Annotated in this window: 22 protein-coding genes and 1 tRNA gene; 15 read left to right on the top strand and 8 right to left on the bottom strand. The window is 62.5% G+C overall.

Going from position 1 to position 24,919, the window contains the following annotated elements; translation table 11 throughout:
- Window position 1: 1 nt before the first annotated feature.
- The 4 genes from tssF (at window position 2) to AKL29_RS15600 (ending at window position 7,323) form a co-directional block, all read left to right on the top strand.
- A complete protein-coding gene (tssF, locus tag AKL29_RS15615; protein WP_050384800.1) occupies window positions 2-1,969 on the top strand; it encodes a type VI secretion system baseplate subunit TssF in 1,968 nt (655 codons plus the stop codon).
- Window positions 1,933-2,997 carry a type VI secretion system baseplate subunit TssG gene (gene tssG / locus AKL29_RS15610; protein WP_050384799.1) on the top strand — a complete coding sequence of 355 codons (1,065 nt, stop codon included), beginning with the start codon at window positions 1,933-1,935 and terminating at the stop codon, window positions 2,995-2,997. Before tssF ends, tssG begins: the two co-directional genes overlap by 37 nt.
- A 97-nt stretch (window positions 2,998-3,094) precedes the next feature.
- Window positions 3,095-5,731, top strand: a complete 2,637-nt coding sequence (tssH, locus tag AKL29_RS15605) for a type VI secretion system ATPase TssH (RefSeq protein WP_050384798.1) — start codon at window positions 3,095-3,097, stop codon at window positions 5,729-5,731.
- A gap of 5 nt (window positions 5,732-5,736) precedes the next feature.
- Complete coding sequence (locus AKL29_RS15600) at window positions 5,737-7,323, top strand: class I SAM-dependent methyltransferase (RefSeq protein ID WP_050384849.1); 1,587 nt, start codon at window positions 5,737-5,739, stop codon at window positions 7,321-7,323.
- Between the two features lie 56 nt (window positions 7,324-7,379).
- Here AKL29_RS15600 and AKL29_RS15595 read toward each other — a convergent pair whose 3' ends face one another.
- Window positions 7,380-8,009, bottom strand: a complete 630-nt coding sequence (locus AKL29_RS15595) for a hypothetical protein (RefSeq protein ID WP_050384797.1) — start codon at window positions 8,007-8,009, stop codon at window positions 7,380-7,382.
- Between the two features lie 129 nt (window positions 8,010-8,138).
- On the opposite strand from AKL29_RS15595, the gene AKL29_RS15590 reads away from it, so the two are divergent.
- The 4 genes from AKL29_RS15590 to AKL29_RS15580 all read left to right on the top strand — a co-directional run bounded on the left by AKL29_RS15590 (window position 8,139) and on the right by AKL29_RS15580 (window position 11,816).
- The gene (locus tag AKL29_RS15590; RefSeq protein WP_050384796.1) at window positions 8,139-9,017 is read left to right on the top strand and encodes a hypothetical protein; all 879 of its coding nucleotides are present in this window, start codon (window positions 8,139-8,141) and stop codon (window positions 9,015-9,017) included.
- A gap of 304 nt (window positions 9,018-9,321) precedes the next feature.
- On the top strand, window positions 9,322-9,573 hold the full coding sequence (locus tag AKL29_RS44890; RefSeq protein WP_244482062.1) for a PIN domain-containing protein: 252 nt from the start codon (window positions 9,322-9,324) through the stop codon (window positions 9,571-9,573).
- Complete coding sequence (locus AKL29_RS15585; protein WP_244482060.1) at window positions 9,570-10,406, top strand: hypothetical protein; 837 nt, start codon at window positions 9,570-9,572, stop codon at window positions 10,404-10,406. Before AKL29_RS44890 ends, AKL29_RS15585 begins: the two co-directional genes overlap by 4 nt.
- Window positions 10,407-10,433: 27 nt before the next feature.
- Window positions 10,434-11,816 (top strand): hypothetical protein, encoded by a 1,383-nt coding sequence (locus AKL29_RS15580; protein ID WP_050384795.1) that lies wholly within the window; start codon window positions 10,434-10,436, stop codon window positions 11,814-11,816.
- 17 nt (window positions 11,817-11,833) lie between these two features.
- On the opposite strand, the gene AKL29_RS15575 is transcribed toward AKL29_RS15580, so the two are convergent.
- Window positions 11,834-12,832, bottom strand: a complete 999-nt coding sequence (locus AKL29_RS15575; protein WP_050384794.1) for a hypothetical protein — start codon at window positions 12,830-12,832, stop codon at window positions 11,834-11,836.
- A 59-nt stretch (window positions 12,833-12,891) separates the two neighbouring features.
- On the opposite strand from AKL29_RS15575, the gene AKL29_RS40715 reads away from it, so the two are divergent.
- Complete coding sequence (locus tag AKL29_RS40715; protein ID WP_193395218.1) at window positions 12,892-13,122, top strand: hypothetical protein; 231 nt, start codon at window positions 12,892-12,894, stop codon at window positions 13,120-13,122.
- Window positions 13,123-13,261: 139 nt separating this feature from the next.
- Here the strand turns inward: AKL29_RS40715 and AKL29_RS15570 are convergent.
- Window positions 13,262-13,335 (bottom strand) — tRNA-Gly (locus tag AKL29_RS15570).
- Between the two features lie 493 nt (window positions 13,336-13,828).
- Here AKL29_RS15570 and AKL29_RS15565 point away from each other — a divergent pair.
- The gene (locus tag AKL29_RS15565; RefSeq protein WP_028335390.1) at window positions 13,829-14,215 is read left to right on the top strand and encodes a YciI family protein; all 387 of its coding nucleotides are present in this window, start codon (window positions 13,829-13,831) and stop codon (window positions 14,213-14,215) included.
- 75 nt (window positions 14,216-14,290) lie between these two features.
- Here the strand turns inward: AKL29_RS15565 and AKL29_RS15560 are convergent, their stop codons facing one another.
- Together AKL29_RS15560 and AKL29_RS15555 are read right to left on the bottom strand one after the other, a co-directional pair.
- Window positions 14,291-14,713: a hypothetical protein gene (locus tag AKL29_RS15560; RefSeq protein ID WP_082190602.1), complete on the bottom strand. Its 423-nt coding sequence runs from the start codon at window positions 14,711-14,713 to the stop codon at window positions 14,291-14,293.
- Between the two features lie 72 nt (window positions 14,714-14,785).
- Window positions 14,786-15,583: a lytic murein transglycosylase gene (locus AKL29_RS15555; protein ID WP_038383190.1), complete on the bottom strand. Its 798-nt coding sequence runs from the start codon at window positions 15,581-15,583 to the stop codon at window positions 14,786-14,788.
- A gap of 355 nt (window positions 15,584-15,938) precedes the next feature.
- Here AKL29_RS15555 and AKL29_RS40710 point away from each other — a divergent pair, with 355 nt between their 5' ends.
- The gene (locus AKL29_RS40710) at window positions 15,939-16,169 is read left to right on the top strand and encodes a hypothetical protein (RefSeq protein ID WP_225160192.1); all 231 of its coding nucleotides are present in this window, start codon (window positions 15,939-15,941) and stop codon (window positions 16,167-16,169) included.
- 108 nt (window positions 16,170-16,277) lie between these two features.
- Here AKL29_RS40710 and AKL29_RS15550 read toward each other — a convergent pair whose 3' ends face one another.
- Complete coding sequence (locus AKL29_RS15550) at window positions 16,278-16,505, bottom strand: hypothetical protein (RefSeq protein WP_016843397.1); 228 nt, start codon at window positions 16,503-16,505, stop codon at window positions 16,278-16,280.
- A 62-nt stretch (window positions 16,506-16,567) separates the two neighbouring features.
- The gene (locus AKL29_RS15545) at window positions 16,568-16,864 is read right to left on the bottom strand and encodes a hypothetical protein (protein ID WP_050384793.1); all 297 of its coding nucleotides are present in this window, start codon (window positions 16,862-16,864) and stop codon (window positions 16,568-16,570) included.
- A 334-nt stretch (window positions 16,865-17,198) separates the two neighbouring features.
- Here AKL29_RS15545 and AKL29_RS15540 point away from each other — a divergent pair, with 334 nt between their 5' ends.
- The 3 genes from AKL29_RS15540 to AKL29_RS15530 all read left to right on the top strand — a co-directional run bounded on the left by AKL29_RS15540 (window position 17,199) and on the right by AKL29_RS15530 (window position 20,705).
- The gene (locus tag AKL29_RS15540) at window positions 17,199-17,594 is read left to right on the top strand and encodes an NUDIX hydrolase (protein WP_026192922.1); all 396 of its coding nucleotides are present in this window, start codon (window positions 17,199-17,201) and stop codon (window positions 17,592-17,594) included.
- A 1,254-nt stretch (window positions 17,595-18,848) separates the two neighbouring features.
- Window positions 18,849-20,162, top strand: a complete 1,314-nt coding sequence (locus AKL29_RS15535; RefSeq protein WP_050384792.1) for a chloride channel protein — start codon at window positions 18,849-18,851, stop codon at window positions 20,160-20,162.
- A gap of 342 nt (window positions 20,163-20,504) precedes the next feature.
- Window positions 20,505-20,705, top strand: coding sequence for a hypothetical protein (locus tag AKL29_RS15530; RefSeq protein WP_050384791.1), 201 nt, complete (start codon window positions 20,505-20,507; stop codon window positions 20,703-20,705).
- A gap of 78 nt (window positions 20,706-20,783) precedes the next feature.
- Here AKL29_RS15530 and AKL29_RS15525 read toward each other — a convergent pair whose 3' ends face one another.
- A complete protein-coding gene (locus AKL29_RS15525) occupies window positions 20,784-21,974 on the bottom strand; it encodes an adenylate/guanylate cyclase domain-containing protein (protein WP_028335383.1) in 1,191 nt (396 codons plus the stop codon).
- A gap of 552 nt (window positions 21,975-22,526) precedes the next feature.
- On the opposite strand from AKL29_RS15525, the gene AKL29_RS15520 reads away from it, so the two are divergent.
- Window positions 22,527-24,919, top strand: a 2,393-nt coding sequence (locus AKL29_RS15520; RefSeq protein WP_193395217.1) for an autotransporter outer membrane beta-barrel domain-containing protein, incomplete at its 3' end; no start/stop codon positions are given.

The raw sequence follows: 24,919 nt of genomic DNA, 5'->3' as shown, positions 1-24,919 counted from the left end.
CATGAACCGCGAGTTCCTCGACTTTTACAATCGTGAACTGTCGCTGCTGTACGAGCACGCGGAGGGTTTTGCCGAGGAATATCCTGGTATCGCCGAGCGCCTCGGCGGCCTGGTCCGCGACCGCTCGGATCCGATGATCTCAGGCCTGCTGGAAGGCGCTGCATTTCTCGCCGCGCGTGTTCAGCTCAAGCTCAAGCACGAGTTTCCGGAATTCACGGCGAACCTGCTTGAGCAGTTGGTTCCGAACTATCTCGCGCCGACTCCGTCTGCCATGCTGGTCAAGATTCAGCCGACCTACGCCGATCCGGCTTTGCGCGACGGCAAGAAGATCGCGCGGGGCGCCTATTTCGACGCGAACTATCGCGAAAGGGAACGGAGCCTCGCCTGCCGATTCCGGCTCTGCCGCGACATCGTGCTTTGGCCCTTTGACGTCACCGGCGCCGAATATTTTGCGACCGCGGGCGCGTTGCAGGCGCTCGGGATTCCAGTCGGCGGAGAGGTCATCGCCGGGCTCAGGCTCTCCTTGACGCACCGTACCGCCGCGCGGCTCGACGAGGAGCCGGCGGACGCGGAGACTCGCAACAAACCGGAGACCTGGTTCGCCGGCTGCCGCGCCAGCGAACTGCCCATCTACCTGACCGGCGCCGAGTCGGATGCCATCGCACTCTACGAACAACTGACCTCGAACTGCGTCGGGCTCTATTTTCGCTATCTCGACGATTTCGGCGATCCGGTCGTCATCCGGGCTCCGAACGACTGTGTGCAGCAGGTCGGCTTCAGCGAGAACGAATCCCTGTTTCCGAACGACAACCGGGTCTTTCGCGGCTCGGAGTTATTGCGGGAATATTTCGTGTTTCCGCGCAAGTTCCTTGGCATCAATCTGACCCAGCTTCGCGCTGTGATGCCGCGGTTACGTAGCAAATCCATCGATATCGTCTTCGCGTTCGATGAGCACAACTCGCGGCTCGCCGCCTCGGTCCGGGCAGAGACTTTCAGTCTCTACACCGCCCCGGCGATCAACCTGTTCGAAAAGACCAGCGATCGCATCCCGATCAAGTCGAATACCTACGAATACCACGTGGTGCCCGACCGAAGCCGCTATCTCGAATATGAGCCGCACCAGGTGCTGGAGGTTTACGCGCACTTTCCGGCGGAAAAGGACAAGCGCCGCGTGCGTCCGTTGTACTCCGCCGCCGTCGACCGGACGGCCGGATCGGTCGAGGGACTTTATTATACGGTTCGTCGGCTGCCGCGGCGGCGCACCGTCGAAGAGAAGACCTATGGCGCGGCCTCGGACTATACCGGGACGGACATGTTCCTCTCGCTGCTCGAGCCCGGCGACCCGAGCGGCGGCGGATCCGCCGCCGAGCTGAGCGTCCGCGCGCTGTGCTCCAACCGGCATCTCACGGAACATCTGCCCGTCGGCCAGGGCGGAGCCGACTTTCGCCTGCTGGACGACACCTCGCTCGAGCTGATGTGCATCGCCGGTCCCACCCGGCCACGCGAGCCGGTGGTGGCCCAGTTGCGCAGTCGCAGCGAAATCGCCAATAGCGGCGTCGTCAGCTGGCGCCTGATCAACATGCTGAGTTTGAACTATCTCGGCCTCGTGGAGCGCAGCGGCGGCAAGAACGCCGGGGCACTGCGGGAGATGCTGTCATTGTTCGCCGACCAGTTCGACGACGCGACGGAACGAAAGATTCGTGGCGTACGCAGCGTCGAGAGCAGACCCGTGGTGCGGCGGGTGCGTGAGCGTACCGGCAGTGGCGCAGCGCGCGGCCTGGAGATCACGGTCACACTCGACGAGAAGGCATTCGAGGGCAGCGGCGCGTTCCTGCTCGGGGCTGTGCTGGAACGCTTCTTCGCTGACTATTCGGGCTTCAACACCTTCACCCAGACTGTCATCTCGACTCCGGAGCGCGGCGAGATCATGCGTTGGCCGGCCCGCATGGGCACCCGGAGGCCGCTGTGACGCTGATCGACCAGATGAAGGCCGAGCCCTGGCGGTTCGATTTCTTTCAGACGCTCCGCCAGCTCGAGCGGTGCAATCCGGATCGGCCGCGGATCGGCGACAGTGCAGCGCGTCGCGAGGAGTTTGTCGACCTCGGTCAGACCCCCTATCTGGAATTTCCCGCCTCCAATCTGAGCTCAGTCGACGATCGTGATGGCAGGCTCAAAATTCTGGTCAAATTCCTCGGCCTGCTCGGACCGCAGGGCGCGCTGCCGCTGGCCACCACCGACGAGAGCGTCGGCTGGCAGTTGATGCGGGACGACGCTTTCCCCCGTTTTCTCGACCTGCTGAACGGACGCTTTCTGCAATTGTTCTTTCGAGCCTGGGCAGACGCACGGCCGATCGCCCAGCATGATCGGCCATCCGACGACCGCTTCATCGCCTATGTCGGCTCCTTCGCTGGCCTCGGCTCCGATATTTTTGCCAATCGGGATACCGTGCCTGACATGGCGAAGCTAAGCTTCGCCGGACTGGTTTCACCGAGAGCGAAATCCGCGTCGCGACTGGCGCGACTGCTGCAAGGGCTGTTCGATGTCCGGGTCGAGATCGACGAGTTCGTTGGCACCTGGCTCCCGTTCGACCCAAGCCACTGCAGCCGGCTCGGCGGGACGCACGCCAAGCTTGGTCACGACGCGCTCCTGGGCTCGCGCGTGTTCAGTGTCGAAGACAAGATCAGGGTTCGCGTGTTCGTGAAGGATTTTGCTCAATACGAGCAGTTCCTGCCGACCAAAGCGCCGAACCTGTCCGAGCCCCTGGCTGACGCCGTCTACTTCTATATCGGCGACGAACTCGAGTGGGAGGTGGAACTCGCCATTCCGGCCGGAGCGGTTGTCCCGATGAAGCTGGGGCAGAGCGGACGCCTTGGATGGACCAGCTGGGTTTCGCCGAACTGGGCCTCGACCGAGGAGTATCGGCGCGATGCACGCTTTCACCTTGCCGAGCGTCTCAGAGCCCGGCGAAGCGCTGCCGCTGATCAGCAGCCGATTTGAACCTAAGCATCGCTCCGATTGTCCTAACATCATGGGAATTCGAGCCGATTTCCGCGACGACCCGGCATCGCCCGGTGATTGAGCAGGAGGCGCCATCGTGACCGATATCAGCCTTGAGGCCGTGACTGGCAAACTGAACCGGGCCGGCTACGACGCCTTCATACAGGCCCTGCGCCACGCCAAGAGCGCCAGCAACCGTAACGTGGAGCTTGCGCATTGGCTGTTTCACATCCTGCAACAGGAGCGGACCGACCTCAGCCTGTCGGTGGATCACTACAAGCTCGACCGCGCGCGGCTGCTGTCGGACCTCGCGGGCGTCATCAACGGTTTCCGCAAGAACGAAACCGACATGCCGGGCGTCGCCAATTCGGTCATCGATATTCTCGACCGTGGCTGGCACTATGCCACGCTGTTCTTCGGCGAGACTCAGATCCGCACCGGACATCTCCTGGTCGCAGGATTGAAGTCGAACGAGATCCGTCGTGCGCTCAACAACATCTCGCAGGAATTCGCCAAGATAAACGTCGACGCATTGGCTGCGGAGCACCGCGCCATTTGGGCAGGCTCCGAGGAGGAGACCATGCGTCCGATGGACGGCTCCGGATTGGCCGGCGCCGGGACGGACGGTACGGACCGCGCGAATCCCAAAGGGACGACACCGCTCGACCGGTTCTCCCAGGATCTCACCGCCAAGGCCAGATCGGGCGAGATGGACCCGATCCTCGGTCGAGACGACGAAATCCGTCAATTGATCGACGTGCTGATGCGCCGGCGGCAAAACAATCCGATCCTCACCGGCGAGGCCGGCGTCGGCAAGACCGCCGTGGTCGAGGGATTCGCCCAGCGCATTGCCGCCGGCGAGGTGCCGCCGCCACTGCGCAACGTCAGGCTCTGCGCACTGGATATCGGCCTGATGCAGGCCGGCGCCTCGATGAAGGGCGAATTCGAGCAGCGCCTGCGCTCGGTGATCGACGAAGTACAGAACTCGCCTACCCCGATTATCCTGTTCATCGACGAAGCCCACACGCTGATCGGGGCCGGTGGCGCGGCCGGCACCGGCGACGCGGCCAATCTCCTCAAACCTCCCCTCGCCCGCGGCACGCTGCGGACCATCGCCGCCACCACCTGGGCAGAGTATCGCCAGTACATCGAAAAGGACCCCGCACTCACACGGCGCTTTCAGCCGATCCAGGTCGATGAGCCGGATGTCGAGACCTGTTGCATCATGCTGCGCGGTCTCCTGGGCCCGATGGAGAAGCACCACGGCGTTCGCATCTCGGACGCCGCGATCGTGACCGCGGTCAACCTGTCGCATCGCTACATTCCGTCTCGACAGCTGCCGGACAAGGCGGTCAGCCTGCTGGACACAGCCTCGGCGCGGGTAGCCATCAGTCAGAGCGCGACGCCCGCCCTGATCGAGGACGCTCGCGTCGCCATCGCGGCCCGCGAGGCCGAACGATCGGCGCTGGTCAGCGACGGCGATCTCGGGGACGAGAACAGCGAGCGCATCACCGCGATCGACGGCGACATAGCGGCGCTGAAGGACAAGCTGACCGGGCTGGAGGCCGACTGGGCCAAGGAGCAGGAGCTCGTCAAGGACATCCGCAGCATTCGCGAAATCCTCTCCGAGAACGGAGACGAAGATCGAGCCACCAAACGCGTGGAGTTGCGCGGCAAGTTCGAGACACTGGAGGGCATCAATCCGGAAAAGCGGATGATCTATGCCCATGTCGACCAGCAGTCGGTCGCCTCTGTCGTGTCCGACTGGACCGGTATCCCGACCGGCAGAATGATGCGCGACGAAATCGAAACCGTCCTCAAGCTGCCCGAAATTCTCAATCGCCGCGTGGTCGGCCAGTCCCATGGACTGACGATGATTGCGAAACGAATCGAGACCAGCCGCGCCAAGTTGGACAACCCGTCCAAGCCGATCGGCGTTTTCATGCTGGCCGGACCGTCCGGCGTGGGCAAGACAGAAACCGCCCTCGCGCTTGCCGAAACCCTCTATGGCGGCGAGCAGAACATGATCACGATCAACATGTCGGAGTTCCAGGAGGCCCACACGGTCTCGACCTTGAAGGGCGCCCCTCCGGGCTACGTCGGCTATGGTGAGGGCGGCCGGCTCACCGAAGCGGTCCGGCGCAAGCCCTACAGCGTTATCCTGCTCGACGAGGTGGAGAAGGCCCATCCCGACGTCCATGAGATCTTCTTTCAGGTGTTCGACAAGGGAGTCATGGAGGACGGCAACGGCCGGCGAATCGATTTCAAGAACACACTGATCATTCTGACCACGAACGTCGGCACCGATCTCATCATGAGCCTGGCGCGCGATCCCAAGTATCGCAACGAGCCGGAAGAACTCGCCAGGCTGCTGCGGCCGGAATTGCTGAAAGTGTTCCCTGCCGCGTTGCTTGGACGCATCGTCTCGATCCCCTACTTTCCGCTTTCGGACGAGATGCTTGCCGGCATCGTCAGATTGCAGCTCGACCGGATCGGACAGCGCCTCCGCGATAATCACAAGGCTGCCTTCGGCTACGACGATGCAGTCGTCGAGCACATCGTATCCCGATGCAACGATCCGGACTCCGGCGGGCGGATGATCGATAACATTATCACCAACACGCTGCTGCCCGAACTGTCGCGCGAATTCCTGAGCAAGTCTCTCGCCAAGGAGGAGGTCAAGCAGACGCGCGTTTCGATCGTGAACGACAAGTTTGCATATTCGTGGAACTGACTGCGATGAACATCCAGACCGAGCACCGCCAGCCGACCACCGGCACCACACCATACGATGAGGTGTATTATCCCGGGCATGTCTACGGGCTCACCCACCCGAACCATCTGGCGACGATCGCTGCGGTCTACGGCCTACAGCCGGCTCCGGTCGAGCGCTGCCGGGTCCTGGAGCTCGGCTGCGGCGTTGGCGGCAATCTGTTGCCGATGGCCTTTCAATATCCGGATAGCGAGTTCATCGGTATCGACCTGAGCGGCGTCACGATCGAACGCGGACAGCGGAACATCGCCGCATTGGGCTTGAGCAACATCAGGCTTCTGCATTGCGACATCATGGATGTCGACGCGGCCTTCGGACAGTTCGACTACATCATCGCCCACGGCGTGTATTCATGGGTACCACCGATCGTGCGCGAGAAGATGATGTCCATCTTCAAACGAAATTTGGCGCCACAGGGGCTCTGCTACGTCAGCTATAACGCGCACCCGTTCTCGCATCTTCGCGACATGGTCCGCGACATGATGCGCTACCACACCCGGCGCATCACCGGGATGAAGGAGAAAGTGGGACAAGCTCGCGCCATCGTGAAATTTCTCAGCGAAGGATCGAAGTCCAACTCGGTGCACGGTACAGTCATGCGCGATCAGTGCAACCGCGTCCTCAAGGCTCCGGACGAGTTGCTTTTTCACGACGATCTCGATTCTGGCGCGACAGCCTTCCTGCTGCACGAAGTCGTCGAAGACGCCGGCCGACATGGGCTGCAATATCTGAGCGACGCCGATTTCTCACGGCGCTATCTTGCCGGCTACACCGAAGAGGTCCGCGCCACGCTGCAGCGCTTTCCGGAAAGCGAGTTCATGGCGCGCGATCAGTATCAGGACTTCATCGACGGCAACGGGTTTCGGCGTACGTTGCTCTGCCACGAGGGCATCTCTCTTGACCGCCAGGTCGATCTCGACTTCATCACCGCCTTCTATCTGCTGAGCACCGCCAGCCCACGTCGCCCCGATGCCTGCCTGACCGACGATTCCGAGATGGAATTTGAAAATCAGGATGGCAGCCGAATCACGGTGACCAATCCGCTCCTGAAGGCTGCACATCTTTGTCTCGGCCGGGCTTGGCCGCGCGCACTCTCATTCACTGAACTGCTCGATGGCGCCCGGACGCTGCTGGAAGGCCGGCAAACGGCCGATGACCAGCGGATATTGACGGAAGCGCTCTATATCCTGGCCTGCAGCGGCGAGGTCTCCTTTCTGAAATCACAGCCCTTTCTCGTGAAGGAAGTCACGGATTGTCCGCAGGCGAGTCTGCTCGCCCGCAGGCAGGCGCAGAGCGGCCCGCTGGTCACCAATCTGCTTCACCAGACCGTGCAGTTGGAGGACGACAGGACGCGCCACTTCCTGCAGTTGCTCGACGGCTCCCGGACGATCGAGCAGATCACAGCCGAAATGACCGAAACCTTCGGACCGACCGTCCAGGTCAAGCAAATGGATGATGCCGGGCAGCCCGCCGAGCCGTTGCTGCTGTCAACCCGACAAAGCGTTGACCGTTCGCTGGCGACGGTCGGCAAGCTGGGTCTGCTGGTGGCCTGAGGACGGGCGGCAAGGAGCCGGCCCGTCCTTCTGCGGAGCGGACACAGTCTCAGCGATCAGCCGTCGTGGGTGTATTGTTGGCCGAGCAGCCACCCGGTGACAATGCCGCCGGGTCCGCTGGCATAGACCGTACTAAGGCCGACACCGGCGCGCAGCATCCGCCATTCATGCTCGCCGACCCAGGGAATGCCGGGATCACCCTTCTGATATTGCGACAGCAGCGTTCGGGCGACCTCGGCGGCATTGGCGTAGATCGGACCGTTCGCCCAGCGGGGTCGCGGCAGGCCTGTCATGCGGCAGTAGAGCGCTGTGCAGACATAGGCGGACGCCTCCTCCGCATTGCCGTCAAGGCCGGTACGCAGCAGATCGTAAGCCGCATGCAAGGCCTCGTGGACGATATAGGCTTCGTCCATTCGCCCCGTCGCCGACACGACCTCCAGCGTATTCGCCGCAACGACCGTACCGTCCGCCCGGGTCCGCGCGACGTCGTTATATTGTGCCGCAACATTTGCCGCGAGGTCCGTCGGAACTCTGACGCTGACCTGTCCCAACCCGATCGCGCGAGCGACGTGATGGAACGTTTGCGGTGCAATCGTCACGTGGCTGCCACGGATCGGAAACCGGAAGCGAATGCGCGCGACCGCCGGGCCGTTGAGTACGTCTAGCACCCTGCTCCGAAGCGACATCGGACCGTCCTTGCTCTTTACACTGCTCCACGAATGGTGGTCGGCGTTTCCGGTTGGGAGGTTCAGTTGAACCCGGCCCCGGCCAGACCAGACAAATCGGGGACTGGCTTTCACTCGGAGGGCAGCCCCGTGACGACCACCGACCCGACCACAACCGACACTTACCGCAAGATCGCGGCGCGGCTGACCATGCTCCGGCCGCAGATCGATCTGTCGAAATATTTCGCGGGGCCGAATCCCAATGTCCGCCTCTATGACGAGAAGGCCTATATCCGACGCCAATTGGAGAAGTATGGCGTCGCGGCCGCGACGAGCACGCTCGACGGCGTCACGTTCCTGCCCAAGGACTGGGAAGACCTGATCAAGACGCTGCGCATTGCCAAGACGTCGGACGGATTCGACGCCTTCGCCGAAGGCAAAAGCGCGGAGAAGCCGTCGCATTGGGCCCTCGATCTGTCGATGGCAGCCACAATCGGCAAGGGATTCCGGGAGATCTGGCGCCCAAAGCTATCCGACCGGCCGCTCTCGACGCGGGACCTTCCGGGCCGGCACGGCTTCGGGCTGGGGCGCGGCCGGGGGCAATGGAGCGACGACTATAGTGCGCAGTTCGGCAAGGACCCGCAGCCGCAAGACATCACGTCGCTGCATTTCGCGGTAGCGCCGGACCGGGTCAATGTTCACATCGACGAGACCGGCTTCGTGTTCGAGGGCGCAGACGGCGCCCTCACGGTCGGACCGAATTTCGGACACCACGCCGTCAATGAACTGTTCTGGAAGAGCAATCCTCACCTGCCGCGCTGGGCGATCGATCACATCGACCTGATCCTGCCGAACAGCGCGAATGATTTTTCGCGATTTGGCGTTTCGGTCGACCTGTATCAACGCAAGAACTTGCGCGTCACCGTCACCGGCTCCTGTGGAATTTTCGGGGGATTCGAGTGCTCGGGAACGCTAAGCGTCAGTGGGACGCATAATCTGCTTGGCTCCAAGCCGAAGGGCGCACGCTGACGATCGCATGTCTGCGATCGAGGGTGCGGCAGACGTCTGACCTGCGATGGAATCTCACCGTTGGTGAAGCCGATCGGAAGCCGCCGGCCGTTCTACCCACGAGCCCTGCAAGGGTGGCGAAGAGCGCGCCGACATTGTCGATGCATCGCCGAAGTCGTGGGATCGCGCCAGCACCAAAGCAAGGTCGAACTTGCATGGCGATATCGAAAGCCGCTTGAACCGGCACTTCGGCAGATGCGACTGAGGGATAGGCTCGCCGACGCAAATGCGTCCTAGGCCGGTTTATGCCAATGGTGTTGTCGCAATGGCGCCTTTAAAGCCCCCCGTCTGGCTCGATACCAACATTCTTATAGACATACAGAACGGACAAAGAGCTGCGGCGAGCGCCGCCGAGAAAGCGCTCAGCCGACGTTTTGAGAATGAAATTCTCAATCTGGCCAAGGACGGTCACGAGGTTCTGATCTCACCACGCGTCAAGTTTGAATTCTTGAAGGGAGCGCGCGCTCAGTCCGGCGAAAAATTGCTCACCGACTTGCGGATCGTCGAGACAGAATGATGACCCAGGTCCCTCGGGCGCAAGTTTGGAAGTGGGGCAATGAGGGTTTGAATCACGGGCTTTCCGCGTTCGATTCCGATGTGGTCGCCCAGGTCAGGGCAGGCGGAGTGGCTCGCGGCATCAAGAATCCGGTGTTTCTGACCAGGGACAGCGGAGGAACGCTCGTTGCGATGCGCAGGAGAGGCGTTCAAGCGCTCGACTTCCGGGCACCGGAGGTGAGACTGAAGGTCCCGCGGAACACACCGACTCCGCCAGAGGTCCCGCCGCCGCCGGCAGGCTCCGTCGCCGGCGAAGGATTTTGGAGCGCGGCCAAAGCTGGCTTCAAGGCGGGTTTAAAGGAGGCTTTCAAGGCCGAGAATATCGCTGCGATGATTCCTGATCTGGTCCTCATGGTGGCCGACAAGGTCGCGGCTCGGGAGGCGTTCAAGAACATTCAAGTCAAGTTCATCAAGGAGGGCTTCGCAAAGGGCGTTGCAGCGGGCGTCATGGGTTGGTCCGAGGAGGAGGTTGCATCAAATCTGATGAACCGCATCACCGCGTTCAGAGTTCAAGGTCTGGAAGACCCTGCTGGCATCCTGACGCGCGCGACCATTCTGCAAGTGGCCGAAGCGTACGAAAACTATGCGGTGGTGATTGGATTTCAGTTCAGCTCTGCCAAGGACCTGAAATGGAAGCGCGAGATGGTCGCCAAGGGCTCCAAGATTCTGCATCAGTATGGATATTATTTCGGAACCGATCCGCAGGCGCTATTTGAGTACGAGTTCATCGACAAGCTTGCTTGGACACTTCAGCCGACCACCAACGCGATAGTAGAGCCCGCAATCCGCCACTGAAAACGATCATATTGCTGGTGATTGCTCATGCCGCAATTGAAAGACAAAGTCGGTCGGTTTGCCGCGACGGGTCGCAGCTTCCAGAACTGGAAGCAAGACCAGGAGCTGGTCATCTCGCTGCTCAACAAGATCGCCATTTCCGACGGAGGAGCCGAGACCACGCTCAAACCGCAAATGGTCGTGACGGGTCACGCCAGCGACAGCCTCTACAACTCGATCCTGTATTTCCAGAAAAAGAACTTCCCGGGCACGCCGGACGGCTATATCCGGCCCGGCGGGCCGACATTCACTCGGCTCGTCGACCTCGCGACAAAGGCAGCCGCCAAGCCTCCTCCTCCAAAGGGTCAATGGGACGGGATCGCGACGCCATCCGTCGATGCCGCGCTTCGCAGGGGTCTGCTTGACGATTCCAGGCTAGATTACGCGGAAGTCGTCGACATTATCAGGGCGACCGTCACGGACGGCATGGTCACCGCATTCGAGCTGGACGACCTGACCACCATCGCAAACACCTCCAGAACGCTTTCTCCGACTTCGAAGAAACTCATCACGCTCTTCGTCGGCGACGAAAAGAAGAAGTGGCTCGGGGTTGGACCGTACGACCTCAACTCGGATCAAAAGAAGCTCGCCGCGGAGATGGTCTGCGATTTTCTCAAGAACACGAGGACCACATTCTTTCCGAAGCTCGACCCGCACCGCGTCGGGATAGGCATTCTCAGGCGAATTGCGAAGCCGAGCCTCATAGATCAGGATCAAGCGAGCATGTGCGGTCCGTCCGCGCTGATGTTCAGCTACGCATCCGACAAGCCGGGGCAATATGCGCGGTTCGCCATCGACCTGTATCAGAAGGGGCAGGCGAACCTCGGCCGCCTGCTGATCAAGCCGGGAAAGGACGTGAAAAGCTATACGCCGCCCTACTCGCTGGACCACGTCGATTGGCTGACTTGCGCCTCCATTCGCGACTCCGAAAACTGGTTCCTCGATTTTGACGACACCGGCAGAATAAGCGACGTCGCGGGGATCACCTTGCCGAGCGAAATGGAGCAATGGTTCCGCAAGGCCGGATACCAGGACGTGCGCGAGGAGACCAATCTGAAATTCAGCAAAGGCATCGACAGCGTCAACGAAGCCAACGCCCTGCTCGCCAGTGGATATCGCGTATGCCTGTTCATAAGCGCCAACATGATCGAATATGACGACCAGTCGGATGAAGGCTCGGTGCTAACGCGGCACTGGGTCGTCTTGCGTGACAGGATACAAGTGTCGAGCGGAAACGTGACGACAACGATCTTCACATGGGGCAAAGGAGATTACGCGATCCCGCATCCGGGCAAGGGTGGCGCTCAGAAGCCTCTCTCGATTGGGGACTTCCTTATGAATTATTACGGGTACATTGCTGCCAAAGCGTGAGCGGAGAACAAGCGCTCTCACCACGCGTTGAGGTCGGTGACGAGTTGCTTGTCCAGGGACAAGCTTTCCATGCCGCTGGAAAGCAAAATGCCGCTTCGGTTATGGTGCCCACTTCCGGGAATGTTCCGCTTGTGGTGCAGGAAGTGACCCACCTCGTGCGCCATGACGCCAATGAACGCCTCGCCATAGTCGAACACGGGTGGATTGCCCTGATCGACAACTACGAAGACCTGCTCGTCGGGCAGATACTCTCCAGCCGCCTCGTTATCCATTGCGTCATAGTCGCCGACGAGAAAGCACGTGAGATCGGCGCCGCGCACCTTGAACGGGACGATTTCCTTACGGAAAACATCCCGCGAGATTTTTGGTCCAAGGGCTTTCTGGACCGTAATCCAAGTCGCCTCTGCCGGGGTGAAAAAGATATTTGCCTGAGCCCCGAACGTCCAGTTCAGCTTGGTGAGGAACCAGGGCACGTCGTCCGGCGTCCATCTCGTGGCGTTGATCAGATTGCCGGATTGATCGAGGTGCTTGAGGAATTTGAACGCGATCGTGAAATCTTTGCGCGGCAGAATGGCGACATCCAACTTGATGCTTGTGCTGCCGCGTACGGCTTTAAGCTCGGGAATGCCTTTATCTTTGGGCGAGACCTTGAGGCCGCGCGCAGGGCCGTCCGGCCGTGCGGTGGCATACAGCGCTGTACGTAGACGCAGCAACTGGTCGTCGCGCTCCTGGCCTTTCTGCTCCCTGAAGCGGGTCTTGATGTATTCCTGAGCGACACGTTCGACGTCATCGAGCCGCACATCCTCGACCAGTAGTCGATTGCGATCATACGACAGGCCAACGTCCTTGCTGTCGCGGAGACAGACCAGGTTGAAGCCTCCCCGAGGAACGATCATGAAATTTTGCGCAGTGTACACACCCGAATTCTGCAGGAACTGAACGAAGCTCGGCATGGCTTCCCCCACCCCTAACCACGGACGGGATCTCGCCCGGTCCATCGCGCCGAGCATATCCATCCGGGATCATCGTGTCCGGTTGAGCGAGCAAGATAGCGGAAATTGGCCTTGCGAGGCAGTTGATTTCGCTTGGTGTCGTTGAGCAGCAAGGACGAATGCCGACTCAAGCCGAGCGCATTTCGAAGAAGATCTTTCCGGCTGCGGGATTGCGCCCTGAGCTGACCTTCACGTCGGTTGGCCGGCATGGCGGGACCACCGAGGCGAGCATGTCCGGCCTTACAAAAACGCGACCGATGAAAGAACGGCCAATGGTCATCGACCAAAGCGATGGCGCACGACCTTCATCATGACGACGAGGCCAAGCAGCACGCACAGATCAAACTCATCAGGCGGGGCAAGCAGGCGGCCAGAAAGTGAACGCTTGTCGGAATGGATTCGGCGTTCTTGTCGGAATGGAAATCAAATATTTCGATAAGTACCTGAAATTATTGGAGCGGGTGAAGGGAATCGAACCCTCGTATTCAGCTTGGAAGGCTGCTGCTCTACCATTGAGCTACACCCGCATCTCGGGTTCACCTAACACGGCCGGGCGGCGGCCTCAACTGCCCCGGGGTGCGTTCTGTTCTCCGGTAAACGAAACCATTTCGCCGCAATCCGGCCGGTTTCCCGGCGCGGACGGGCCGGATGCGGCCTTAACAGCGGCGGATTCGGCACCTATATTCGAAGTCCCATCAACAAAGAAAGGAGGTGATCTAGTGTCTTGTCTCAAGCGCTGTCACCTCGCTGGGATCGCCCGCTAGGCCCTGAGCAATCAGCCTGGCATCGGGGCGCTCTCAGCCCTGGACCAGCGAGACATCAAAATCGGGGGCGCGGCGGAAGCTAATCCGCCGCGCCTTTTTTGCTGTTTTGGCCTGCGCGATTCGCCGCCGCCATGCCGGACGGCGGGATACCTTGTCGCAACACAAAGACCGTCCGATCCGCTACAGATGAAATGTCGGCTCGGATCGCCGCGAGACGTCCTTGGGCCAGTCGCATCAGAAATAAGGAGCCCATCAGATGCTTTATGCCATCCTGGCCTATCACGTCGAAGCCGAGGTCAAGTCGTGGAACGCCGAGGAGGACGCTGCCGTGATGACGGGTCTGCGCGAGGTCCATCAACGGCTGAAGGGCAAGCTCGGCCCGGCTGCGCGGCTCGGCGATACCCGCAACGCCAGCACGCTGCGTGGGCCCGGCCACGGCATGGTGATCGACGGGCCGTTCTCCGAAACCAAAGAGCAATTGCTCGGCTTCTACGTGATCGATTGCGCCGATGAGGCGGAGGCGATCGCCGCGGCGCGCGATCTGCGCAGCGTCAACCCGTCGGCGGTCTACGAGATCCGCGCGCTGAAGCTCTACATCCCCGGTGCGCCGTTTCCGGAGACTGCGGGCCCGCGCGACGCGTAGCGCGCGTGATCCCCGCGCAAACGGCTTTGGCGTTTGTCGCGAGGGAAACCGCTTCGCACTCTTCCGGATCATGCCTTAGCGGCTGGAGCGTTTCGGCAGCTTCGGAAGCTTGCTCGGGTCGAATTTCGGCAGCGGCAGATCCGGCGGCGGCTCGGGTGCCACCTCCTGGCTCGGAATCAGCGTCACCTCGAAGGCGAGATCGGGTACGGCGTCCGCCCTGCCCGTGCAGGTCGCGATCGCGCCGGTCCAGATGCCCTCGAGCCGCACCACGAGGTCGTCGGTGCCGAACACGGTCGTGCCGTCCCTGGAATGCCGCTGCGTGGTGAGCACGGCGGAGAAGCGCTCGCCGTCGACCTCATAGGTGCCACTGTAGAGCATGACCGCGTCGCTGCCCCACAGCCTGCCATCGGCGACGTGCACGATGCCGGTGCCGTCCGCAAGCGACGTTCGAAACCACGCCGCGTAGGTGCCATTCTTGAGCACGGAGCCGGTCTCCATCTGCTCCCGTTTCACAGCGCACGATCTGGGCACCGTTGCGTTAACAGGCGATGAAGGAACTCGCGCCTGCGCTCATTGGCCGTCGATCTGCCGTCCCATGATGGCGATCGCCTTCTGGTAGACGCCTGCCGCGTTCCACGCCTCGATCGCGGCGAAGTTGGGTTCCCCGGGCTGATAGCCGGCGCCGGCGCGCCAGCCATGGGCGCGCAGGAAGTTCGCCGTCGAGCTCAGCGCGTTGGCCGCGACATCGAGATTGCCGGTGCCGTAGGCGAGGACGTTCTTCGGCATGAACTGGGTCTGGCCGATCTCGCCATGCATCGAGCCGCGCGTGCTTCCGGACAAAGTGCCGCGGTCGACGAGCTTCAGCGCCGCATAGAGCTGGTCGGTGAAGAACTCCGGACGGCGGCAGTCATAGGCAAGGGTTGCGATCGAGGACAGCATGTTCTGATTGCCGCGCTGGCTGCCAAAACCGCTCTCCATACCCCAGATCGCGATCAACGGTCCCGGCGGCACGCCATAGCGCTGCTGGATCGAGGCGAATAGCGCCGCCTGCGACTGCTTCAGCGATCGGCCGCGCGCTACGATGGTCGCAGATCCCCGCTTGGCCATGAACTGCTCGAGCGACAGGCCGAAGCTGCGCTGGCCGCGATCCGCGGCAATCGTCGCACTGGCATAATGGGTCTGCATCAGCGCGGCGATCGCGGTGGCGCCGATGCCCTTGGCGCTCGCCTCGCCCGAGAACTGCTGCTTCCAGGCTTCGAACCCGCCGGGCCCGTTGCCGCACTGCGCCGCGTTCGCCTCAGCCCCCAGCGTCGCAACCATCACGACGATGGCGAGCGCCGACGTCGCAACCTGCCAGCCCCTTATCATCCAAGACCTCCTCCGCAAATATGCCGCCGCCCTCGCGGGCGCGGCGCTGACGATGGCCGGATTGACATGACCCGGCGATGAACGATCCGCCTCAGATTCGGCCGCGAACCGTCACGATATGTCGCCGGCAGCGGATTGGCCATCCCGGCCGCCTCAGGCAGGCCGGGACATTTGGCCCCTGCGCCCGGAAGGTGTCATGCGCCGGGCATGACGACGAACACGGCGTGCGTGACGATGTGTGACGATGCAGATCGCGCGTGAGAAGTGCGAAATCCGGTGGTGAATGGCGTGCGATGTAGTAGGTTCTCCGCGGGGACGGCGGCCCCGCTGTCCTCCAACTTGGGAGGCGATGGCTATGATGAAGACCCTGTCACTTCTAGCGGTCCTGCCCTTTATCGGCGTCCTGTCGATGTCGACGGGCCACGCCGCATCCACATGCTCGACCAGCAATTTCGGCATCTCTGCGGTACCGTGCGGAAAGCGGTATGCGGTCAGCTACGAAGCCTGCCGGAAGTACGTGATCGAGCATGGCGCATCGCCCGCCGAATCCTGGTGGTACTGCAGCAGTCAAGGCTACACGAAATAGCCGGCACTTCCTGAGCGAGGCCTTATTTCCTGAGCGAGGCCTTTCGCCGGCGCGGACAGCGCGTTGAGCTGCCGCGGCGTCGAACACGCGTGCCTGCCGATCCGCGTGTTAAGGCACGTCGCCTCGCCTCACCGGGCCGACAGTCTGCGGCCGGTTGAGGAAGAACTCGCGGTTGCCGAGCGCGGCCTCGGCATACTGGTCGATCGCCACGATGATCGCCTGCACGTGGTGAAAGCACCAGCCTTCCCGCGTCGCCATGTGCCGGACCTCGGCCAGCGCCTTGATCCAGGGCGCGTGATCATCGCTGTCGTGGAAATACCGAAGCGGCTCTCTCATCTTTCCTCCGGCACATCACGTCTTGCAGCTCGGCGCGCAGCCGCCGCATCCCGAGCACTCGGTCATGCACGCGCTTCGCCGGCGACGAGCTCTTGCTTCACCGGGCGAATGAAGGCCGGGGTCGCGGCGCGACGGCGCGGTGCAACGCTCGCATGCACGATGATCGGATCGCGGTCGCCCAGGACGCCCCGCTCCTCGACCAGGCGGCTCATGACCAACCGCATCTTCAAGAGGTCCCCGGCGACGAAGGCGCAGTCCTCATCGCGGTTGATCTGCTGGCGCATGATGGCTTCGGCCTCGAGCATGCTGACGCGCAGCGCCCTGATCTGCCTGCGAATTTCGCTGATACGGTTGTCCATGGCGTCCTCCTATTCCGGTGGAGGACAATTAGAACAAAACAAGAACATTGAGTCAAGCGGTGCACCCGTCCTGGGGTATCGTGATCACGACGCAACCGGGTGAGTTCCGGTCACGGCCGTAACAGCTTCACGAATTCAACGTAAGGTGCCGGACATCAAGCGAGATCAAGGAAGCTACGGCGAAGCGCGCGCAGCGAGGATCGCCGCCGTCAGAGACAAACGGCCGACACACGACTGTGGAACAATGCGGCATCGAACTTGTCTACACAAATAGACAAGTTAAAATGGGTCGATTCTATTTCGATCATTGCGCAGCAAATGCCCAAGTCCTCGAATGCCAAAGTCCTCCAAGCTGGTAGCCGCGAAGCGCGGCAAGGTTCTTCTGGTTAGACGCCGATCTGACGGGCTGTGGATGTTCCCCGGCGGGCGCAGGCGTGCGCGAGAGACCGGGAAGGATTGCCTCAAGCGCGAGATCAAGGAGGAACTGCCGAAGCTCAAGCTCGGCAGGCTCAGCCTGTGGAAGGAAGTGACGGCCAGGAACAAGCGTTCCGGCCGCAGGATGAGCGACGCGATCTTCATCGCCAAGAACGCCAAGGGCCGACTGGCGATCGGCGACAAGAAGGAGATCGACCGCGCCGCCTGGCAGAAGCCGCGGGGCCTTCGCCTGACGCCGACCTCCCGCTACATCCGCGACCGGCTGTTTCCGAGAAAGCAGCGGCGCCGGAGATAGGCGGCGGGATCATCGCGGCTTGAAAGGCCGCGCTTCCACCCCAAAGAAACGGCCCCAGCGAGGGGGCACAAGCTGGGGCCGCGAGTTACTGTGATCGTCCGGGCGCTGCCGGCAGGGACAGCACCGAACCTGTGACAATCATGCTCCGCGGCGTCGGTTCCTGGACGGAGGGCCTGGGCTTTTTATCCGGGCGACATCACACGTTATTTATCCGCGCTCGCTGACCTGCAATTTGACGCGACGTAAGTTTGTTTAATCGTTGCGTGGAGTCATGGAACCGAAGACCGAGATTTGCCCGAAGTGCGGGCACAAACTGGAATTGGCATTGCCTCCGGGCGGCAAAGGCGACCGCCTCTATCGGTGCTTCAATTGCGGAGGCCCGGACCCTCTGAAGGATCACACGGCGGACGGATATCTGCGCGGTCTGAAGCCCCCGGAAAAATAACACAGGTTAGTCAGCAACACCGTACTGATCCGGATTTCTGAAAAGATAGGACGGCCGTAATACAACCCTGCCGGCGTTGCCGTTCTTTGCAGAGCATTTTTTCACGACTGAGTTGTTACAGACCTATTGTAACCGGCAGAAAAGGGCCGTCGATGCGACGGCCCTTTTCGATTCAGCGCCCGTGTCTTTCGGGCGGCATCAATCCCGGTGACGACAGCCATACTCCGGGAATATCTGTTCTACCCAACTCGGTACCGGGCAAAGAATGAGGCCGCGAACCGGCGGTCTCCTTAATTGAGTGGCCCCAGCAACCTATGGGGGCCTGGGAGGGCAGGCGCTGGGGCCGTCTACCGGCCCGGTTGGCGCGGTCGGGCCAGGTGAGCTTCCATCAAATGAATAGAGCAACGGCAACCATTGCGATTGGGCAAAGTCCCAATACGACGATGCCCGCTCGAACAATCACTTCGGACATGACATGCGCCCTTCAATGGGGCGGTCAAAATACGCCGCGGCGGAAGCCGCGCAAAGTGCAGTTTGTGCCAGATTTTCCGCGTCCCTCAATCATGCGTCACGGCGGGAAAGGACGCGCCAAGGCGGAGTCGTTGAGACACCAAAACTCACGCGCGAGCCTCCTGGAGATCGCCGAAGAGTGAGGCCTCAGGCGGTATCGCGGATTTCGGCCCTGGAGTTTGGCGGCTGCGCCGGCACACCGTGCTGATTTCTTCAGCTTCGCCTACCGCCGACGCGTGCTAGGAATGACGCGATCCGCTTCGTATCGGACCACGACATGAGCTAAGAATTCGTCCAAAATGACCTTCCCCTCCAACCGCCAGAGGCGGCTGCTCAGACTAGTCTCCGCGCGTTGGCAGCGCCGCGCCCTGTTCTTGCTGGGCGGCATTGCGGTCGGTGCTGCGGCCGTCGCGCTGGCACAGCTCGCCGATCTGGCGCAGATTGCGTTTGGCGCGGTGGTATCCCGTTTCCATTATGCCTCGCTGCTGCTGACGCCGGCCGGGTTCGCGCTGTCGGTGTTTCTGACCAACCGCTTCTTTCAGAACGCGCAAGGCAGCGGAATCCCGCAGGCGATCGCCGCACGCCATCTGACCGACCAGACCGCGCGCGAAAGCCTGGTTTCGCTGCGCGTTGCGGCCGGCAAGATCCTGCTCACGCTGTTCGGCCTGTTGTGTGGCGCGTCGGTCGGGCGCGAGGGACCGACGGTGCAGATCGGCGCCTCGATCATGTTTGCGCTCGGCCGCTTCTCGCCGCGGCGCCAACCCGGCCTGATCCTTGCCGGCGCGGCAGCAGGTGTCGCGGCCGCCTTCAACACCCCGCTGGCAGGAATCGTGTTCGGCATCGAGGAAATGAGCCGTGCCTTCGAGACGAGAACCAGCAGCCTGATCATCGGCGCGGTGATCGCTGCCGGCCTGACCTCGCTCGCGCTGATGGGCAACTATACGTATTTCGGCACCAGCGCGACGGCCCTGCGCAACGGCACCGACTGGCTCGCAGTGCCGCTCTGCGGCGTTGCCGGAGGTCTTGCGGGCGGCCTGTTCAGTCGCATCCTGATCGCGATGGCGCGCGGATTTGCCAATCCGGTCGGACGCGCGATCAAGCGTTATCCAATCGGCTTTGCCGCGATCTGCGGATTTGCGGCTGCGATTTGCGGGATTGCGTCCGACGGCGCGATCTATGGCACGGGATATCAGCAGGTCAAATCCGCGCTCGAAGCCGGAACACAATTGCCGGCGAGCTTCAGCGTCTGGAAATTCCTGGCGACCACGTTCGCCTCGATCAGCGGCATGCCGGGCGGCATCTTCGCGCCCTCGCTCGCGGTCGGCGCCGGGCTCGGCTCCAACATCGCGCCGCTGTTTCACGGCGCGCCGCTGTCGGCCATCATGCTGCTCGGCATGGTCTCCTATTTCGCCGGCGTGGTTCAGGCGCCGATCACCGCCTTCGTGATCGTCACCGAGATGACCGACAATCACGCGATGGTCGTGCCCTTGATGGCCGCGGCCCTGATCGCGCACGCGAGCTCGCGCCTGATCTGCAAGGAAGGCGTCTATCACGCCCTCGCCAAGGGCTTCGTCGAGCGCGCTGCGCCGGCGCAGAAGATCACCTCGATCTGAATTCCGGGCACCACGGGAAAACGGCCCCGGCATCTCGCGTTGCCGGGGCCGTCCTATTCCATGCTCACTCACGCCGAACCGCCGGTGCCGATAATCAGGCGGACCCTCTGGGCCTTGAAAATTTCCTTAATGAAAAAGCCTGCCCAGCGCCCGAATGATTCGCGCGATCCGGCGTTCCGGAAAATAACGCGTGTGAATCCAGCCTGAATAAATTTAAGCCCGAAACAAACGGAATGTTTCAGTGACTCTTCATGCGTGAACGGAGTTCCGGGGTTCCTCGGGGAGCGGACTTGTCGCGGCGACGTTGGTCTATGGGCAATCCCTGAGAAAGGGGGAAGCGCCATGGTCGAGAACGTCATGACCAACGCCACTTATTGGCGGGACCGAGCCGCCAAGACACGTGCCAAGGCGGATTTGTTCAGATATCAAAACTCACGCGCGAACCTTCTGAAGATCGCCGAAGAGTACGACCGTCTGGCCAACTATGCCGAGCAGCAATTGCTGCGCGCACCGACGGTGAACCTGTCCGGCCAGTCTCCTTAAGGCAGGAGCCTTTTGGACATTGGGCCGTCTCAGCCGGGACGTGCGCCGCACGTTACGCTGCTTTCGGCCAATCGAGCCTCAGCCCCGATAGGCAAACAGCTCGATCGGCTCGCTGAAACCGCGCACCGAATGCTCGCCGACATGCTCGAGCGCGAAATCGTGCGCGACCAGATCGGCGAAGGCGCGCGACAGCAGCACGTTTCGTCCCAACTGCTTGGTCAGAGCCTCGAGCCGCGAGGCCATGTTCACCGCCGGGCCGATCACGGTGAAGTCGAGCCGGCTGCGCGATCCGATATTGCCGTACATGACGTCGCCGACATGGACACCGATGCCGTAATTCATCGGCGCCCGGCCCATCATGCTGTTCTTTTCGCTCAGCGCCGCCATCGCCTGCCGCGCCTCGGACACCGCGTGAAGCAGGTTGGCGCAGGCCCTGGGATCGCTGAGCGGGAAAATCGCAAGCAGACCGTCGCCGATGAACTTCAGGATTTCCCCGCCGTGCCGCGCAATCGGCTCCGACATCGCGTCGAAATAGTCGTTGAGGAGATCGATGACGTCGTCGCGCGGCCAGGAGTCGGAGATCCGGGTGAAGTCCCTGAGATCGCAGATCATGATTGCGGCGCGGACCGTGGTGCCGCTGCCCCGCCGCGTCGCGCCCGCCAGGATCATCTCACCGGCATGGGTGCCGACATAGGTCTCGAGCAGCGTCCGCGCCAGGCGGTTCTTCATCCGGATTTCGCTGACCAGCGCCAGCACCGGCAGCACCTTGCGCAGCTCGGCGATGTCAGCGTCATCGAAACCGCCGGACCGGTCGGTCGCGAACGTCACGACATGCCGCTTGCCGAGCGTATGCAGCAGCGGCCACGCCACATAGTCGGTCAGGCCTTGCGCGCGCATCTCGTCAAAGAGCGCATGCGTGCGGCCAGGCGCCCGTTCGAGCCGCTCGCGCACTTCGCCGGCGCCCTGGTGGATTTCGTAGACCGGGCTGCCGATATATTCCGAGCGCTCCCTCACCTCGTAGTCGACCCGCGTGATCTCGGCCTCGCGCTTGCCGTCGCCCCAGATGATCCGGGCGCCGAGCCATTGCGGATGCTGGATCAGCAGATTCATCGTCGCCCGCTTGAGGGGAATACCCGTTTGCTGCAACCGGATGCACAGCTCGGCGAAGATATTGTCGATGAAGCGCTCGTCGCGGGTCTCGTTGGTCAGCCAGGCCACAACGTCGCCGCCAGACTGCGGCGTGACGGACTCGATGTTGGGGGCGTTCATGGCTTGCTCCGGAGCGGCGGGTGGGATTGGCACGCGATATGTCGTGCTTCTGCCCGGCAACGTCAACGCCGCCAGCGGTAACGTGATCGGGCGCCCGGGTGGCCCAGGCGGTAGCCCGACCACTGCGGGGCGCGTTGCCAAAATATCGAAAACAACCCCATGCAAAGTAGCCGGCGATGGCCGGCCCTCGACCAGGCTCCTTGACACGTCGGGCAACTCACGGGTACTTTTCCAATATTCCGAAATTCCGCGGACGCACGCTCGGCCCCGGCAGGCATATGGCATTTGCGTGCTTCTGTAACCAGACGTTTCCACGTCGTCATGGCCAACAGCCACATGCGATAGCCCTGCCTTTCAGGGCGGAGCCAGACGCCGCTTGAGCACGAAACCGCGCCCCGCACGCACTCAACTGGTTAGCGATCGATTAATTGCAGCGCGCGGACGTTGCATCGCGGGCACACTGCTTGCTGTTTCGCATGGGGAACACCAAGCTTCATTTGTTTGCTCACAGTGAGTCACATAGCGTGACGCACATCCGCGGCTGGCGAAGGTTTGCCGGAATGCAACCTGCCTGGCGGCGGCAAGAACAAGGGGCTGAGCACCATGCGCGAATGCATCGGGGCTACGACGATCGCACGACACGTTGGTGACAATCCACCCAATCCACGCCTGACGTCCCGCACGCGTGCGCACTTCCACCGCCTGCTGCTGATGAGCGCCTCGGTAGTCGCGCTCTCGGCGCTGATGCCGGGCTCAGCGGCGGCGCAGACCTGGACCGGCGCAACCAGCAACGACTGGACGGTGGGCTCGAACTGGAACACCGGCACGGCCCCGGCCGGCGGTGCGGTCAATATTGTGCCCGGCTCAAACGTCGTCCTCGGCGTGAGCCCAGGGGCGACCGGCACGACCAGCACGCTGAATGTTCGCGACCTGGTCGGAGGCACGACAAATCTCACGATTCAAAACGGCAGCACGCTGACGAGCACTACCGCTTCGATCGGCGATGTCGCAGGTGGCATCGCCACGGTCACCGTGACAGGGGCCGGCTCCCGGTGGAACGCCAGTACGATCAACCTGTTCGCTGGCGCCACAAGCGTGCTCAACGTTACGGACGGCGCGACCGTCTCCGTCACAAGCAGGCTCATCGTCGGCACGCCGGCCGGCACTAGCACGGCCACCCTCAACATCAGCAACGCCACGGTGGAGAATCGCGGCTTCGGCATCAGCGTTGGCAACGCACGGGGCCAGGTCAATTTTGACAACGCCACCTTCCGTGCGGCCATTAACACCTCCAACATCTCCAACGGAACGGCCGACCAGAACAACATCGCCGCGGGCGGACTGACCGTCGATAGCAACGGGTTCCTCGTCCTCCAGGCGAACGGCTTCAGCGGCGTCGGCGGATTGACCAAGATCGGCGCTGGGACCTTGCGGCTCAGTGGCGCCAGCACCTACATCGGCGACACGCTGATCCAGCAAGGCACGCTGGCACTGACGGGCGCAGGCGCGATCAGTCTCAGCCGAGTGGTCGACAACGCAACCTTCGATATCTCGGCAATATCCGCCGTGCCAGGTATAGCCGGCATTCAAAGCCTCGCGGGCACCGGCACCGTCACGCTCGGCACCAGGACGCTGGGCATCATCAATGCGAGCGACAATTTCGCCGGCACCATCAACGGCAGCGGCGGGCTGGGCCTCACCGCCGGCACGCAATTGCTGTCCGGCGTCAACAGCTATAGCGGCGTGACCTTTATCGCAGGCGGCACCTTGGCGCTATCAGATGCGGGCTCGATCGCAGCTTCCAGCCAGGTGATCGCGAACGGCACGTTTAGCATCGCCGGCCTCTCCGGCGCAGGCACCAGCATCCAGCGGCTGTCGGGCTCAGGCAGCGTCGATCTCGGCGCCAAGACGCTGACGCTGACCGCCGCGAACGACACGTTCGCCGGCGTGATCGGCGGCAGCGGCGCCCTGACGCTTGCCGGCGGCACACAGACACTGTCCGGCGCCAACACCTATAGCGGCGTGACCACGATTTCCGCGGGCACGCTGGCGCTTGCAGGGGCTGGCGCGATCAGCAATTCCCGCGTGGTCGCGAATGCAGCGTTCGATATCTCCGGCCTCACGGGTGCCGGCACCAGCGTCCAGAGTCTCGCCGGCTCTGGCAGCGTCACGCTCGGCGCCAAGACGCTGACGCTGACCAATGCCAGCGACAATTTCGCGGGCGCGATCGGCGGCACCGGCGGGCTCGCCCTGACCGGCGGCACGCAAATCCTGTCCGGCGTCAACACCTATAGCGGCGCGACCACGGTGAACGGCGGCACGCTGCAAGCCGGCGCGGTCAATGCGTTCAGCGCCGCCTCCGCCATCACCGCCGGCGCCGGCACCACGATCGACCTCAACGGCTTCAACCAGACCATGGGCGCGCTCAGCAATGCCGGCACGGTGCGGTTCGGCGCGGCGCCCGGAACGACGCTGACGGTCGCCGGCAATTATGCCGGCAACGGCGGCACGCTGCTGTTCAACACCGTGCTCGGCGGCGAAGGCTCGGCGACCGACCGCCTCGTCGCGGGAAGCACGTCGGGCACCTCGACCGTGCGGGTCAACAATGCCGGCGGCGGCGGCGCGCAGACCGCCGACGGAATCAAGCTGATCGACGTCACCGGCGCCTCCAACGGCGTCTTCGCGCTGGCGGGCGACTATTCGCTGCAGGGCCAGCAGGCGATCGTCGCCGGCGCCTATGCCTATACGCTGCAGAAGAACGGCATCGCGACGCCGGCGGACGGCGACTGGTATCTGCGCTCCAGCCTGGTCAATCCGCCTGGTGATCCGGCCGCACCGGCCAAGCCCGCGGGCCCGCTGTACCAGCCCGGCGTGCCGCTTTACGAGAACTACGCCCAGGTGCTGCTCGGCATGAACGCGCTGCCGTCGCTGCAGGAGCGTGTCGG

It is taken from the genome of Bradyrhizobium pachyrhizi, from assembly GCF_001189245.1.
GTDB classification, from domain to species: domain Bacteria; phylum Pseudomonadota; class Alphaproteobacteria; order Rhizobiales; family Xanthobacteraceae; genus Bradyrhizobium; species Bradyrhizobium pachyrhizi.
The sequence above is the reverse complement of the archived record's forward strand: the minus strand, read 5'-3'. Positions and strand labels throughout refer to the sequence as shown.

Bases quoted from the DNA above. Each gene is read 5' to 3' on its own strand.
- AKL29_RS15600 (WP_050384849.1), top strand. From the start codon at position 5,737: ATGAACATCCAGACCGAGCACCGCCAGCCGACCACCGGCACCACACCA.
- AKL29_RS15535 (WP_050384792.1), top strand. From the start codon at position 18,849: ATGACCTTCCCCTCCAACCGCCAGAGGCGGCTGCTCAGACTAGTCTCC.
- AKL29_RS15555 (WP_038383190.1), bottom strand. From the start codon at position 15,583: ATGATAAGGGGCTGGCAGGTTGCGACGTCGGCGCTCGCCATCGTCGTG.
- AKL29_RS15575 (WP_050384794.1), bottom strand. From the start codon at position 12,832: ATGGATATGCTCGGCGCGATGGACCGGGCGAGATCCCGTCCGTGGTTA.
- AKL29_RS15565 (WP_028335390.1), top strand. From the start codon at position 13,829: ATGCTTTATGCCATCCTGGCCTATCACGTCGAAGCCGAGGTCAAGTCG.
- AKL29_RS15525 (WP_028335383.1), bottom strand. From the start codon at position 21,974: ATGAACGCCCCCAACATCGAGTCCGTCACGCCGCAGTCTGGCGGCGAC.
- AKL29_RS44890 (WP_244482062.1), top strand. From the start codon at position 9,322: ATGGCGCCTTTAAAGCCCCCCGTCTGGCTCGATACCAACATTCTTATA.
- AKL29_RS15540 (WP_026192922.1), top strand. From the start codon at position 17,199: ATGCCAAAGTCCTCCAAGCTGGTAGCCGCGAAGCGCGGCAAGGTTCTT.
- AKL29_RS15585 (WP_244482060.1), top strand. From the start codon at position 9,570: ATGATGACCCAGGTCCCTCGGGCGCAAGTTTGGAAGTGGGGCAATGAG.
- AKL29_RS40710 (WP_225160192.1), top strand. From the start codon at position 15,939: ATGATGAAGACCCTGTCACTTCTAGCGGTCCTGCCCTTTATCGGCGTC.
- AKL29_RS15530 (WP_050384791.1), top strand. From the start codon at position 20,505: ATGGTCGAGAACGTCATGACCAACGCCACTTATTGGCGGGACCGAGCC.
- tssF (WP_050384800.1), top strand. From the start codon at position 2: ATGAACCGCGAGTTCCTCGACTTTTACAATCGTGAACTGTCGCTGCTG.
- AKL29_RS15550 (WP_016843397.1), bottom strand. From the start codon at position 16,505: ATGAGAGAGCCGCTTCGGTATTTCCACGACAGCGATGATCACGCGCCC.
- AKL29_RS15580 (WP_050384795.1), top strand. From the start codon at position 10,434: ATGCCGCAATTGAAAGACAAAGTCGGTCGGTTTGCCGCGACGGGTCGC.
- AKL29_RS15595 (WP_050384797.1), bottom strand. From the start codon at position 8,009: ATGTCGCTTCGGAGCAGGGTGCTAGACGTACTCAACGGCCCGGCGGTC.
- AKL29_RS15560 (WP_082190602.1), bottom strand. From the start codon at position 14,713: ATGGAGACCGGCTCCGTGCTCAAGAATGGCACCTACGCGGCGTGGTTT.
- AKL29_RS15545 (WP_050384793.1), bottom strand. From the start codon at position 16,864: ATGGACAACCGTATCAGCGAAATTCGCAGGCAGATCAGGGCGCTGCGC.